This is a genomic window from Pseudomonas sp. SF2 (assembly GCF_036858055.1).
GTDB lineage: Bacteria > Pseudomonadota > Gammaproteobacteria > Pseudomonadales > Pseudomonadaceae > Aquipseudomonas.
The window spans coordinates 1-13,393 of record NZ_JAMBDI010000002.1 but is presented as its reverse complement, the minus strand read 5'-3'; the positions used below and the strand labels follow the sequence as shown (position 1 = coordinate 13,393).

Annotated in this window: 10 protein-coding genes; 9 read left to right on the top strand and 1 reads right to left on the bottom strand. The window is 65.9% G+C overall.

Going from position 1 to position 13,393, the window contains the following annotated elements; all coding sequences use genetic code 11:
- The first annotated feature begins 7 nt into the window (after window positions 1–7).
- The 9 genes from M2S36_RS00560 (at window position 8) to M2S36_RS00520 (ending at window position 12,076) form a co-directional block, all read left to right on the top strand.
- Window positions 8–2,125 (top strand): acetate--CoA ligase family protein, encoded by a 2,118-nt coding sequence (locus tag M2S36_RS00560; protein ID WP_207830587.1) that lies wholly within the window; start codon window positions 8–10, stop codon window positions 2,123–2,125.
- Window positions 2,118–3,725, top strand: coding sequence for a 5-guanidino-2-oxopentanoate decarboxylase (locus M2S36_RS00555; RefSeq protein ID WP_207830585.1), 1,608 nt, complete (start codon window positions 2,118–2,120; stop codon window positions 3,723–3,725). Before M2S36_RS00560 ends, M2S36_RS00555 begins: the two co-directional genes overlap by 8 nt.
- Window positions 3,726–3,759: 34 nt before the next feature.
- A complete protein-coding gene (alr, locus tag M2S36_RS00550; protein WP_207830582.1) occupies window positions 3,760–4,989 on the top strand; it encodes an alanine racemase in 1,230 nt (409 codons plus the stop codon).
- 24 nt (window positions 4,990–5,013) lie between these two features.
- Window positions 5,014–6,204, top strand: coding sequence for a pyridoxal phosphate-dependent aminotransferase (locus tag M2S36_RS00545; RefSeq protein ID WP_207830579.1), 1,191 nt, complete (start codon window positions 5,014–5,016; stop codon window positions 6,202–6,204).
- The gene (locus M2S36_RS00540) at window positions 6,197–7,612 is read left to right on the top strand and encodes an aldehyde dehydrogenase family protein (protein ID WP_207830577.1); all 1,416 of its coding nucleotides are present in this window, start codon (window positions 6,197–6,199) and stop codon (window positions 7,610–7,612) included. Before M2S36_RS00545 ends, M2S36_RS00540 begins: the two co-directional genes overlap by 8 nt.
- A gap of 43 nt (window positions 7,613–7,655) precedes the next feature.
- On the top strand, window positions 7,656–8,357 hold the full coding sequence (locus M2S36_RS00535; RefSeq protein WP_207830575.1) for an NAD(P)H-dependent oxidoreductase: 702 nt from the start codon (window positions 7,656–7,658) through the stop codon (window positions 8,355–8,357).
- 281 nt (window positions 8,358–8,638) lie between these two features.
- Window positions 8,639–9,742, top strand: coding sequence for a polyamine ABC transporter substrate-binding protein (locus M2S36_RS00530; RefSeq protein ID WP_333956483.1), 1,104 nt, complete (start codon window positions 8,639–8,641; stop codon window positions 9,740–9,742).
- A 34-nt stretch (window positions 9,743–9,776) separates the two neighbouring features.
- Window positions 9,777–11,189, top strand: coding sequence for an aminotransferase (locus tag M2S36_RS00525; RefSeq protein WP_333956482.1), 1,413 nt, complete (start codon window positions 9,777–9,779; stop codon window positions 11,187–11,189).
- Window positions 11,190–11,242: 53 nt separating this feature from the next.
- Complete coding sequence (locus M2S36_RS00520; protein ID WP_333956481.1) at window positions 11,243–12,076, top strand: helix-turn-helix transcriptional regulator; 834 nt, start codon at window positions 11,243–11,245, stop codon at window positions 12,074–12,076.
- Between the two features lie 103 nt (window positions 12,077–12,179).
- Here the strand turns inward: M2S36_RS00520 and M2S36_RS00515 are convergent, their stop codons facing one another.
- Window positions 12,180–13,259, bottom strand: coding sequence for a PAS domain-containing protein (locus M2S36_RS00515; RefSeq protein WP_333956480.1), 1,080 nt, complete (start codon window positions 13,257–13,259; stop codon window positions 12,180–12,182).
- Between the last annotated feature and the right edge of the window lie 134 nt (window positions 13,260–13,393).

The window sequence follows — 13,393 nt, the reverse complement described above, 5'->3', positions numbered from 1 at the left end:
AACACCCATGTCGCATACGATTCGTGACAACCTCAAGCGCCTGCTGGCACCCCGGCACCTGGCCTTCGTCGGCGGGCGCAGCATGGCGCGGGCGCTCAAGCGCTGTGCTGAAGGTGGCTTTGGCGGCGAGCTGTGGCTGGTCAACCCGCAGCATGACAGCCTTGAAGGCATCCCCTGTGTGGCGCGGGTGGCCGACTTGCCCTATGCCCCGGACGCGGTGTTCATCGCCACCAACCGTGAGCTGACCTTGCAGTGCGTTGCCGAGCTGGCCGCACGCGGCGCAGGCGGTGTCATCTGCTACGCCTCGGGCTTTGCCGAAAGCGGCGAGGAAGGCCGCCAGCTGCAGCAACGCCTGCTCGCTGCCGCTGGCAACATGGCCTTGCTCGGCCCCAACTGCTACGGCCTGCTCGACTACCTGCACGGTGCTGCCCTGTGGCCGGTGGCCCATGGTGGCCAGCAGGTGGAGAAGGGCGTGGCGATCCTCACCCAGAGCGGCAACTTTGCCTACAACCTGTCCATGAGCGACCGCTCGCTGCCGGTGGCCTACATGGCCTCGGTCGGCAATCAGGCACAACTGGGCGTGGCCGAGCTGATGGACGTGCTGCTCGACGACCCCCGGGTGACCGCCATCGGCCTGCACCTGGAAGGCCTGAAGAACGTGCCCGGCTTCGCCCGGGCCGCCTGCAAGGCGTTGCAGCAGGGCACGCCGATCATTGCCTTGAAGACCGGCGTGTCGCAGATTGGCGCCGAACTGGCGCTCAGCCACACCAGCTCGTTGTCCGGCTCCGATGCCTTGTACGACAGCCTGTTCCAGCGCCTGGGCGTGATCCGCGTCAGTGGCCCGGTGAGCTTCGTTGAAACCCTCAAGGCCGCCGCCTGTGGCCGCCTGCCGGTGAATGGCGAGCTGATCGCCCTGGCCTGTTCCGGTGGCGATGCCGGCTTGATCGCCGACTATGCAGAGCGCAACCAGCTGGTTCTGCCGAAGCTTGAACAAGGGCAGGTGGCGCAGTTGGCCGAGGTACTGCCGGCCTATGCCAACCTGGTCAACCCGCTGGATTTCACCACGGCCATCTGGGGTGATGCAGCGGCCCTGCAACGTATGCTCGACAGCACCCTGAGCGGCGCTGCCGACGCGGCCATGCTGGTGCTGGACTACCCGGCGGCGTTCACCGGCGAACGCAAGGAATGCGACCTGCTGCTGGCGCTGTACTGCGATGCGCTGGAACGCCACGGCAAGATCGGCTTCGTCACTTCGGCGTTCCCGGAACTGTTGCCCGCCTGCGCGCGCGAGCGCTTGCACGCACGTGGCATCGCCGCCCTGCAGGGCGTGGAGGATGGCCTGGCAGCCTGGGGCCGCATCGTCGCCTACCAGCGCAACCGCCAGCGGCTGCTGGAACAGGGTGAGGCCACGCGGGTGCCGCTGTGCCCACAGGCTTACGCGGGCGAGAGTCGCCTGTTGGACGAATGGCAATCCAAGCAAGCCCTGCGTGCCTTTGGCCTGCCGGTACCGGCCGGGGTGCTGAGCACACCCGAACGCGCCGTGGCAGACGCCGCCCGCGTCGGTTATCCGCTGGTACTGAAGGCGGTCAGCGCGCAGTTGCCGCACAAGACCGAAGCCGGTGCGGTGGCGCTGAACCTGCGTGATGCCGCTGCCCTCGAGATCGCGCTGGTGCAGATGCGCCAGCGCATCGCCGCCTACGCCCCCCAGGTAGCGTTCGACCAGGTGCTGCTCGAACCCATGGCCGAGCCGCCGCTGGCCGAGCTGATCGTCGGCATCAAGCGCGAGCACGACTTCGCCCTGGCCCTGGTGATCGGCGCCGGTGGCGTGCTGGTCGAGTTGCTCAAGGACAGCGTCAGCCTGTTGCTACCGACCACTGACAACGCCATCCGCGCCGCGCTGCTCAGCCTGCGCAGCGCCAGCCTGCTGCAAGGCTTTCGTGGCCGCCCGGCCGCCGACCTCGACGCGCTGGTCGCAGCCATCCGTGCGGTGGCCGACTACGCCTGCGAGAACGCCGGGCAACTGCTGGAGCTGGATGTGAACCCATTGATGGTCGGTGCCCATGGCACCACCGCGGTCGACGCGCTGATCCGCCTCGGCCAGGCGCAAGGAGAACGACATGAATAAGCACACCCGGACTGCCGGCCAGGCGTTAGTGCGCCTGCTGGCCAACTACGGCGTGGAAACGGTATTCGGCATCCCTGGCGTGCACACCCTGGAGCTGTATCGTGGGCTGCCGGGCAGCGGCATCCGCCATGTACTGACCCGCCACGAGCAGGGCGCCGGCTTCATGGCCGACGGCTATGCCCGGGTCAGTGGCAAACCGGGGGTGTGCTTCGTCATCACCGGCCCGGGCGTGACCAATGCCGCCACTGCCATCGGCCAGGCCTATGCCGACTCCATCCCGATGCTGGTGATTTCCAGCGTCAACCACACCGCCAGCCTGGGCAAGGGCTGGGGCTGCCTGCACGAAACCCAGGACCAGCGCGCCATGACCGCGCCGATTACCGCCTTCTCTGCCGTGGCCCTGCGCGGCGACGACCTGCCCGAACTGATTGCCCGCGCCTGGGCCGTGTTCGACAGCGAACGGCCGCGCCCGGTGCATATCTCGGTGCCGCTGGACGTGCTGGCCGCGCCGGTCAGCCGTGACTGGAGCGATGAGGTGGTGCGCCGCCCCGGGCGTGGCCAGCCGTGCCGCGACATCCTCGACCAGGCTGCCGTGAAGCTGGCAGCCGCCAAGCGCCCGATGATCATTGCCGGCGGTGGGGCATTGCACGCGGCCGAGCAGCTGCAGGAGCTGAGCACCCGGCTGGCAGCCCCACTGTTCACCAGCGTGGCTGGCAAGGGCCTGCTGCCAGCGGATGCGCCACTGAATGCCGGCGCCAGCCTGTGCGTCGAACCCGGCTGGCAGCTGATCAGCCAGGCCGATGTGGTGCTGGCCGTGGGGACCGAAATGGCCGACACCGACTTCTGGCGCGAGCGCCTGCCGATCACTGGCCAGCTGCTGCGCGTGGACATCGACCCGCGCAAGTTCAACGACTTCTACCCCTGTGCCATGGCCCTGCACGGCGATGCCCGGCAAACCCTGGCCGGCCTGCTCGAACACCTGCCAGTGCTGCACCGTGACCCGGCCCAGGCCAGCGAAGCAGTGGCCAACCTGCGCCAGGCCATTCGCAGCGGGCATGCGCCATTGCAGGCCGTGCACCAGGCAATCCTCGACCGCATTGCCGCCGTGCTGCCCGACGATGCCTTCATCAGCAGTGACATGACCCAGTTGGCCTACACCGGCAACTACGCTTTCGCCAGCCGGGCGCCGCGCAGCTGGCTGCACCCCACCGGCTACGGCACCCTCGGCTACGGCCTGCCGGCCGGCATCGGCGGCATGTTCGCCAGCGACCATCGCCCAGGCCTGGTACTGGTGGGCGACGGCGGCTTCCTCTACACCGCCCAGGAGCTGGCCACGGCAGTCGAGGAACTGGAGCGACCGTTGGTCGTGTTGTTGTGGAACAATGACGCCCTTGGCCAGATCCGCGACGACATGCTCGGGCTGGATATCGAGCCGGTCGGCGTTCTGCCGCGCAACCCGGATTTCATCGGTCTGGCCCGTGCCTTCGGTTGCACGGTGCGCCAGCCGCGTGACCTGGACGCGCTGCAGGCCGATCTGGCCAGCGGTTTCGCCACCCCCGGCGTCACCTTTATCGAACTTAAACACACCTGCGTCTGCTAAACCGCAGACACCACGAACAACAAGAGAAGACACCATGCCATTTCGCCGTACCCTCCTGGCTGCATCCCTGGCGCTGCTGATCACTGGCCAGGCCCCGCTGTATGCCGCACCGCCGCTGTCGATGGACAACGGCACCACGGCCCTGACCGTGCAGAACAGCAACGCCTGGGTCGAAATCAGTGCCGGCGCGCTGCAACACAACATCCGTACCTTGCAGGCCGAGCTGGGCGGCAAGTCCAAGCTGTGCGCCGTGCTCAAGGCCGACGCCTATGGCCACGGTGTCGGCCTGGTGATGCCTTCGATCATCGCCCAGGGCGTGCCCTGCGTGGCGGTGGCCAGCAACGAGGAGGCCCGCGTGGTCCGCGCCAGCGGCTTCACCGGGCAACTGGTACGGGTACGCCTGGCCAGCGTCAGCGAAGTGGAAGATGCCCTGCAGTACGACATGGAAGAGCTGGTCGGCAGCGCCGAGTTCGCCCGCCAACTCGATGCCCTCGCCGAACGCCACGGCAAGACCTTGCGCATTCATCTGGCGCTCAATTCCAGCGGCATGAGCCGCAACGGCGTGGAAATGGCCACCTGGTCCGGCCGTGGCGAAGCGCTGCAGATCACCGACCAGAAGCACCTCAAGCTGGTCGCGCTGATGACCCACTTCGCCGTGGAAGACAAGGACGATGTACGCAAAGGCCTGGCAGCGTTCAACGAGCAGACCGACTGGCTGATCAAGCACGCGAAGCTTGATCGCAGCAAGCTCACCCTGCACGCCGCCAACTCCTTCGCTACGCTGGAAGTGCCGGAAGCGCGCCTGGACATGGTGCGCACCGGCGGCGCGCTGTTCGGCGACACCGTGCCGACGCATACCGAATACCAGCGTGTCATGCAGTTCAAGTCGCGCGTGGCGGCGGTACACAGCTACCCGGCAGGCAACACTGTCGGCTACGACCGCACCTTCACCCTGGCGCGTGATTCGCGCCTGGCCAACATCACCGTCGGCTACTCCGATGGCTACCGCCGGGCGTTCACCAACAAGGGCCATGTGCTGATCAACGGCCACCGTGTGCCGGTGGTGGGCAAGGTGTCGATGAACACGTTGATGGTCGATGTCACCGACTTCCCCGATGTGAAGGGTGGCAACGAAGTGGTGCTGTTTGGCAAACAGGCCGGGGGTGAGATCACCCAGGCCGAGATGGAAGAAATCAACGGTGCGCTGCTCGCCGACTTGTACACCGTATGGGGCAGTTCCAACCCGAAGATTCTCGTCGACTGAAACCGCCAATGAAGGGAGATTGCCATGCGCTACGCCAAGCTCACTCAACGCATCGCCGGCGACGGGGCTGCAGCCTGGGACATCCACTACCGCGCCCTGGCGCTGCAGGCCGAGGGCAAGGATATCCTGCTGCTGTCGGTGGGTGACCCGGACTTCGACACCCCCGCGCCGATCGTCGAGGCGGCCATCGACAGCCTGCGTGCGGGCCACACCCATTACGCCGATGTGCGCGGCAAGCTGGCGCTGCGCCAGGCCATCGCCAATCGCCACCGCCAGCGCAGCGGCCAGGCCGTCAATGCCGACCAGGTGACGGTGCTGGCGGGGGCCCAGTGTGCGCTGTACTGCGTGGCCCAGTGCGTGCTCGACCCGGGTGACGAGGTGATTGTCGCCGAGCCCATGTACGTGACCTACGAGGCGGTGTTTGGTGCCTGTGGCGCCAAGGTGGTTCCGGTGCCGGTCAAGCCGGAGAACGGCTTTCGCGTGTGCCCGCGTGACGTGGCCGCGCGCATCACCCCGCGCACCCGCGCCCTGGCCCTGAACAGCCCGCACAACCCCTCGGGGGCGAGCCTGCCGCGCGCCACCTGGGAAGCGCTGGCCGAACTGTGCATCGCCCACGATTTGTGGCTGATCTCCGACGAGGTCTACAGCGAGCTGCTGTACGACGGCGAGCATGTCAGCCCCGGCAGCCTGCCGGGCATGGCCGAGCGCACCGCCACCCTCAACAGCCTGTCGAAGTCGCATGCCATGACCGGCTGGCGGGTGGGCTGGGTGGTGGGTTCGACCGAGCTGGCCGCCCACCTGGAAAACCTCGCCCTGTGCATGTTGTACGGTTCACCGGACTTCATCCAGGACGCCGCCGTGGTAGCACTGGAGCAGCAATTGCCCGAGCTCGATACCATGCGCGAGGCCTATCGCCAGCGCCGCGACCTGGTGTGCGAGCAGTTGTCCGGTTGCCCGGGCATCAAGGTGCTCAAGCCCGATGGCGGCATGTTCGTGATGGTCGATATCCGCGAGACCGGCCTCAGCGCCCAGGCCTTCGCCGATCGCCTGCTCGACAGCCAGGGTGTGTCGGTGCTCGCCGGCGAAGCCTTCGGCCCCAGCGCTGCCGGGCATATCCGCCTGGGCCTGGTACTGGGTAACGAGGCCTTGGCCGACGCTTGCCAGCGCATCGCCCGCTGCGCCGCCGCACTGATGCAGGGGCAGGCCCATGCGTGAGTATGCGCGGCTGTACATCGACGGCGCCTGGCAGGTACCGAGCGGGCAGGGCATGGCCGAGGTGATCGACCCGGCCACCGAACAGGCCATCGGCCGCGTGCCGTTGGGCGCCGAGGCCGATGTCGAACGGGCGGTGATGGCCGCGCGGCGGGCCTTTGATGGTTGGTCACGCACGCCGTCCAGCGTACGGGCCGGGTACATAACGGCGTTGGCCGCACAGCTGAAAAGCCGCGCGGCGGAAATGGCCTCGGTCATCACCGACGAGCTGGGCATGCCGGTGCAGTGGTGCCAGGCGGTGCAGGTAGAGGGCCCGATCGCCGGGCTGGAGCAGTACGCCGAACTGGCCGGGCTGATGGATGAGGTGCGCGAAGTCGGTAACTCACTGGTGTACCGCGAGGCCGTTGGCGTGTGCGCGTTCATCAACCCATGGAACTACCCGCTGCACCAGATGATCGGCAAGCTGGCGCCGGCCTTGGCCGCCGGCTGCACGGTGGTGGTCAAGCCCAGCCAGGAAACGCCGCTGCATGCGTTCATGCTGGCCGAGATGATCGAGGCCATCGGCCTGCCGGCCGGGGTGTTCAACCTGGTCAGCGGGCCGGGGGCCAAGGTCGGCGAGGCCCTGGCCCGGCACCCGCAGGTGGACATGGTGTCGTTCACCGGCTCCACCGGCGCCGGGGTGCGCGTGGCCCAGGCGGCCGCGCCCACGGTGAAGCGGGTGTGCCTGGAGCTGGGCGGCAAATCGCCGCTGCTGATTACCGCGGACGCCGACCTGCACGCGGCGGTGCGCCATGGCGTGCAGGACGTGATGATCAACTCGGGGCAGACCTGCACGGCCCTGACCCGCATGCTGCTACCGGCCAGCCGCTACGCCGAAGCGCTTGAGATTGCCGAGGCCGAGACCCGCGCGTTGGTCATGGGCGACCCGCGTGACCCGGCCAGCTTCCTCGGGCCGATGTGTTCGGCAGGCCAGCGGCGCACCGTGCTCGACTACATTCGCCTGGGGCAGGAGGAGGGGGCGCGCCTGCTGTGCGGCGGCGACACGCCAGCCGGCTTCGAACGCGGCTTCTACGTGGCGCCGACGTTGTTCGCTGACGTCGACAACCGCATGCGTATCGCCCAGGAGGAAATCTTCGGCCCGGTGCTGTGCCTGATCCCCTATGCCGACGAGGCCCAGGCGTTGGCCCTGGCCAATGATTCGCCGTTCGGCCTGTCCAGCGCGGTGTGGGCCGGCAGCCGCGAGCACGGCCTGGCCCTGGCGCGGCAGATACGCGCCGGGCAATGCTTCATCAACGGTGGCGGGTTCAACTACCAGGCACCGTTCGGTGGCTACAAGCAGTCGGGCAACGGGCGCGAGTGGGGCGAGGAAGGCCTGGCGGAGTTCGTCGAGGTGAAAGCGGTACAGTGCTGAGCCACAGCTGGAAGACAACCTGTTTTGTGTGAGGAGAATGTTTGTGAATGTACTGATCGTCCACGCTCACCCCGAGCCGCAATCGTTCACTGCTGCCCTGCGTGACCAGGCCGTAGAAACCTTTCGCGCCCAGGGCCATCAGGTGCAGGTCAGCGACCTGTACGCCATGGGCTGGAACCCGGTGGCCAGTGCCGATGACTTCACCCAGCGCGAGAACCCCGAGTACCTGGTGTATGCCCTGGAGCAGCGCCAGGGGGTCAAGCGCGGCGCCATTGCCGCGGATATCCAGCAAGAGCTGGACAAGCTGCTGTGGGCCGACTTGCTGGTGTTGAACTTCCCGGTTTTCTGGTTCTCGGCGCCGGCCATGCTCAAGGGCTGGATCGACCGGGTGCTGGTGTCGGGGGTGTGCTATGGCGGCAAGCGCTTCTACGACCAGGGCGGGTTGGCGGGCAAGAAGGCGCTGGTGACCGTGACCCTGGGCGGGCGCGAGCACATGTTTGGCGACGGGGCGATCCACGGGCCACTGGAGGACATGCTGCGGCCGATCTTGCGCGGCACGCTGGCCTATGTCGGGTTCGAGGTATTGCCGCCGTTCGTGGCCTGGCATGTGCCTTACATCAGTGACGAGGCGCGGCAGGGCTTTCTACAGCAGTACCGGCAGCGCCTGGAGCAGCTTTCGGACGACCAGCCACTGGTGTTCCCGCGCCTGGAGCAGTTCGACGAGGCGCTTTACCCGCTGACCTGACCTTTCTCCTGTGCCAGCCACTGGGGCCGCGTTGCAGCCCTTTCGCGACACAAGGCCGCTCCCACAAGGACTGCGCAGCCTTCGAAGCTGGCAGTGAACCTGTGGGAGCGGCCTTGTGTCGCGAAAGGGCTGCAAAGCAGCCCCCCAAAGATTCGGCAGGCTGTTGAGATCCACCTGCCAAAAAACGACCACCCACACATTCGGGGTATGTCCCCCTTCGGCAAATCCCTCGATAGTGCCCCCATCGGCTCGATCCCGAGCATTCACACGATGGAGTTGCCATGCGCAAGGTACTGAAGGTGATTGGCGGTCTGCTGCTGGCGTCTGGCGCCAGTCTGGCCCAGGCGGCAGAGGTGGACAGCGGTAACACGTTGCGGTTGTACAACTGGACCGACTACATCGGCGAAACCACCCTGGCCGACTTCGAGAAGGCCACCGGCATCAAGGTCATCTACGACACCTTCGATGGCTACGAAACAGTCCAGACCAAACTGCTCACCGGCCGCTCCGGCTACGACCTGGTCATGCTCAACGCTTCCCTGGTACCCCCGCTGATCAGCGCCGGTGTGTTCCAGGCGCTGGACAAGCAGCAATTGCCCAGCTGGCACAACCTCGACCAGCAGGTGATGAACAACCTGCAAGGCTATGACCCCGGCCTGAAATACTCGGCGCCCTACACCTGGGGCAGCTCGGGGGTGACCTACAACGTCGACAAGATCACCGCGCGCATGCCCGATGCCCCCATCGGCTCGCTGGCCATGCTGTTCGACCCTCAGATCGTCTCGCGCTTCGCCGACTGTGGCGTCACCCTGATGGACGCGCCGACCGAAGTCATCCCGCTGGCCCTGCAGTACCTGGGCAAGGACCCACGCAGTGCATCGCCGGCCGACCTCAAGGCGGCTGAACAACTGCTGCTGGGCATTCGCCCGTACATTCGCAAGTTCGACTCGGTCAACTACCTCACCAGCCTGCCCAACGGCGATGTCTGCCTGGCCCTGACCTGGTCCGGTGACTACGCCACCGCCCAGGCCCGCGCGGTGGAAGCGAAGAAGGACATCAAACTGTCGTTCTTCATCCCCCAGGAAGGCTCGCTGATCTGGTTCGACAACCTGTACATCCCCAAGGATGCGCCGCACGCGGCCAACGCCCACCGCTTCATCGAGTTCCTGCTGCAGCCGCAGACCATGGCCAAGGTCACCGACTACATCCACTACGCCAACAGCAACGCCGCCGCCACTGCGCTGGTGCGCGACGAGATCCGCCAGGACCCGGCCATCTACCCCGACGCGCAAACCCGCGAGCGCCTGTTCGCGCAGAAAACCCAGAGCCCGAAGGACATGCGCGCCATCACCCGGGTCTGGAGCACGGTCAAGACCGGTTTCTGAACACTGCCCAACGATCACTGCCAAGGAGCTGCCCATGGCCACCCCAAGCAAAGCATTCGCCATTGCCCACGACCCGCTGGTGGACGCCGACAAGGCCCACTACATGCACGGCTACCATGTGTTCGACGAGCACCGCGAGCAAGGTGCGCTGAACATCGTTGCCGGCGAGGGCGCCTACATCCGCGATACCCACGGCAACCGCTTCCTCGATGCCGTCGGCGGCATGTGGTGCACCAACATTGGCCTGGGCCGCGAGGAAATGGCCCTGGCCATCGCCGATCAGGTACGCCAGCTGGCCTATTCCAACCCGTTTTCCGACATGGCCAACGATGTGGCCATCGAGCTGTGCCAGAAGCTCGCGCAGCTGGCGCCGGGCGACCTGAACCATGTGTTCCTCACCACCGGCGGCTCGACCGCGGTCGACACCGCCTACCGGCTGATCCAGTACTACCAGAACTGCCGTGGCAAGCCGCACAAGAAGCACATCATCGCCCGCTACAACGCCTACCACGGCTCCACCACCCTGACCATGTCGATCGGCAACAAGGCTGCTGACCGGGTGCCGGAGTTCGATTATCACCACGACCTGATCCACCACGTGTCCAACCCCAACCCGTATCGCGCCCCGCACGACATGGACGAGGCCGAGTTCCTCGACTTCCTGGTGGCCGAGTTCGAGGACAAGATCCTCTCGCTGGGGACCGACAACGTGGCGGCGTTCTTCGCCGAGCCGATCATGGGCTCGGGCGGGGTGATCATTCCGCCCAAGGGCTACTTCCAGCGCATGTGGCAGCTGTGCCAGACCTACGACATCCTGTTCGTCGCCGACGAAGTGGTGACTTCGTTCGGGCGCCTGGGCACCTTCTTTGCCAGTGAGGAACTGTTCGGCGTCACCCCCGACATCATCACCACCGCCAAGGGCCTGACCTCGGCCTACCTGCCGCTGGGGGCGTGCATTTTCTCCGCACGCATCTGGCAGGTGATCGCCGAGCCGGGCAAGGGCCGCTGCTTCACCCACGGCTTCACCTACAGCGGGCACCCGGTGTGCTGCACTGCGGCCTTGAAGAACATCGAGATCATCGAGCGCGAGCAGTTGCTGGAGCACGTCAAGGACGTCGGCGGCTACCTGGAGCAACGCCTGCAAAGCCTGCGCGAGCTGCCGCTGGTGGGGGATGTGCGCTGCATGAAGCTGATGGCCTGCGTCGAGTTCGTTGCCGACAAGGCCAGCAAGGCGCTGTTCGCGGATGAGGTGAACATCGGTGAACGCATTCACAGCAAGGCCCAGGCCAAAGGGTTGCTGGTGCGGCCGATCATGCACCTGAACGTGATGTCGCCGCCGTTGATCATCACCCATGCGCAAGTGGACGAGATCGTCGAAACCCTGCGCCAGTGCATCATCGAAACTGCGCGCGAACTCACGGCGCTTGGCCTGTATCAGGGCCGATGAACCTGGCGCAAAGGGCTGTGCGTGGGCGTGCCTGGCAGGCTAGACTGCCGGGCATGACCCAGGCCTCTCCCGACACTCCGCTTACCCTTTCACTGGGCGCGCTGCAGCAATGGCATGCGGCGCTGCAGCGCGCGCTGGCCCACAGCGAAACGCCCGAGGCGCTGGCGCATGTGGCGGCTGCCATCGGCCAGCTGGTGCAGGTGGAGTCGATGATGATCAGCCTCGAGTGCCAGGGGCGGGCGCCACAGCTGCTGTACCAGCAAGGCATCCCCGACCTGCACCGCGCCGCCGTGCTGGAGCGCTACTTCAGTGCCGGCTACCTGCTCGACCCGTTCTGCCTGGCCGTGCAGAGCGGCCTGGCCGAGGGCTTCTACCACCTGCAGGAAATCGCCCCGGACAACTTCTTCGGCAGCGACTACTACAAGGCCTATTACCTGGGTACCGGTTGCAGTGAAGACAGCTACTACATCGTCGACCTCAGCGCTGGCCGCAAATTGTCGCTGAGCCTGTTCCAGGGCTGCAGCGGCACACGCCTGAGCGCCGGGCAGATCGACCTGCTGCGGGCGCTGGAGCCGATGGTGCGTGAACTGCTGGGGCGCTATGCCAGGCATCATCTGGAGCCCGACCCGGCACCGGCCGAGCGTGGCAGCCTGCAGGCGGCGTTCGACAGTTTCGGCTGCCAGGTGCTGACCGACCGTGAGCGGGAGGTGGCGCACATGATTTTGCGCGGGCATTCGGTGAAGTCCACCGCGCTGGAGCTGGGCATCTCGCCGGAAACCGTGCGCATGCACCGCAAGAATCTGTACCTGAAGCTGGAGATCAACTCGCAGTCGGAGTTGTTTGCGCGGTTCATCGATTGGCTGCGCGGCGATCACCTCGAAAGCTAGATGCCATCGCGCTCCCCTGTGGGAGCGGGCGTGCCCGCGAACACGGGCGCAGCCCGTGCCATCCCCCGCGAAGCAGGCGACGCGGTGTTTGCTTCCGGCTATATCACAAAGCCGCCAGGCGGGCCTCGAGCGCGGCAATGTGCGCCTGCAGCCGTTCATGCTCCTGGCGCTCGGCGCTGATGTCTTCGAACACGCTGATCAGGTGCTCAGGCTCGCCATTGTCGCGGCGTTGCAGCGAGGTTCGGGCGCGCACCCAGATGTACTCGCCGTTCTTGTGGCGCACACGTTTCTCCACTTCGTAACGCTCGGTTTCGCCGGCCAGCATGCGCTGCAGCAATTGCAGGTTCTGCGGCAGGTCATCAGCGTGGGTGATCTGCTGAAAGGTCATGCCATACAGCTCCTCGGCACGGTAGCCCAGCATCTCGCACAGGCTGTTGTTGACCCGTTGCCAGGTGCCGTCGGGGTCGATGTAGGCTAGCGCGCCCCAGGCCAGCTCGAAGATCGTGCGGAAGCGTTCCTCGCTTTGGCTCAAGGCCTGCTGGGCCATCTGGCGCTCGGTGTTGTCCATGCTGATGCCGACCATCTTCACCGAGCGCCCGGCGCTGTCGCGTACCACCGTGGCGCGGGAGGAGATCCAGCGTATTTCACCGTCGGGGCGGATGATGCGGAAGTCGCACTCGCAGCCGCTGCCCTTGGCCACTGCCTCGGCATACATTTCCTGCATGTGCTGCACGTCTTCGCCCGGCAGGTGTTTCCAGAAGTCTTCGTTATGGTGCACCGGCCAGCCATATACCTGCTCGACATTGGGCGAGTAGGTGACCTCGTCGCTGATCAGGTTCCATTCCCAGGTGACGATGCGTGCGCCTTCCTGGGCCAGTTTCATGCGCGTTTCGCTTTCCATGATCTCGGCGGTCAGGCGCCGGCGCAGGTCGGTCATCGGCAGTTCGACCACCTGGGGTTGCTGGATGTTCTGCAGCGCCTCATCGCCGTAGCGCAGCCAGATCCAGTTGACCTTGAGAAAGTCGGCCAGCTTTCGCAGGTTGTCATAGTCGATTTCGCCGCCACGGGTCCACTTGTGCACCGCGGTGCGCGAGATACCCAAGGCTGTGCCCACGGCTTGCAGGGTCAGCTTGTGATGCTCGAGCAGTTCCTTTAGGCGGAAGGCAAAGCTGTTTTCCAACATCGGCAGGGTGTCCTGATCTGGGCCAAGAGCCTGCCAGTATACTCAAGCTGTCAACTTTTGGTTGACGGTTCAGGGGTGCTCTCTCGACCTTGCCTGTACTGGCCTCATCGCCGACAAGCCAGCTTGTGTCTTGA

Excerpts from the sequence above, each read along its gene's own strand:
- M2S36_RS00560 (WP_207830587.1), top strand. The coding sequence starts at position 8 with ATGTCGCATACGATTCGTGACAACCTCAAGCGCCTGCTGGCACCCCGG.
- M2S36_RS00555 (WP_207830585.1), top strand. The coding sequence starts at position 2,118 with ATGAATAAGCACACCCGGACTGCCGGCCAGGCGTTAGTGCGCCTGCTG.
- alr (WP_207830582.1), top strand. The coding sequence starts at position 3,760 with ATGCCATTTCGCCGTACCCTCCTGGCTGCATCCCTGGCGCTGCTGATC.
- M2S36_RS00545 (WP_207830579.1), top strand. The coding sequence starts at position 5,014 with ATGCGCTACGCCAAGCTCACTCAACGCATCGCCGGCGACGGGGCTGCA.
- M2S36_RS00540 (WP_207830577.1), top strand. The coding sequence starts at position 6,197 with ATGCGTGAGTATGCGCGGCTGTACATCGACGGCGCCTGGCAGGTACCG.
- M2S36_RS00530 (WP_333956483.1), top strand. The coding sequence starts at position 8,639 with ATGCGCAAGGTACTGAAGGTGATTGGCGGTCTGCTGCTGGCGTCTGGC.
- M2S36_RS00525 (WP_333956482.1), top strand. The coding sequence starts at position 9,777 with ATGGCCACCCCAAGCAAAGCATTCGCCATTGCCCACGACCCGCTGGTG.
- M2S36_RS00520 (WP_333956481.1), top strand. The coding sequence starts at position 11,243 with ATGACCCAGGCCTCTCCCGACACTCCGCTTACCCTTTCACTGGGCGCG.
- M2S36_RS00515 (WP_333956480.1), bottom strand. The coding sequence starts at position 13,259 with ATGTTGGAAAACAGCTTTGCCTTCCGCCTAAAGGAACTGCTCGAGCAT.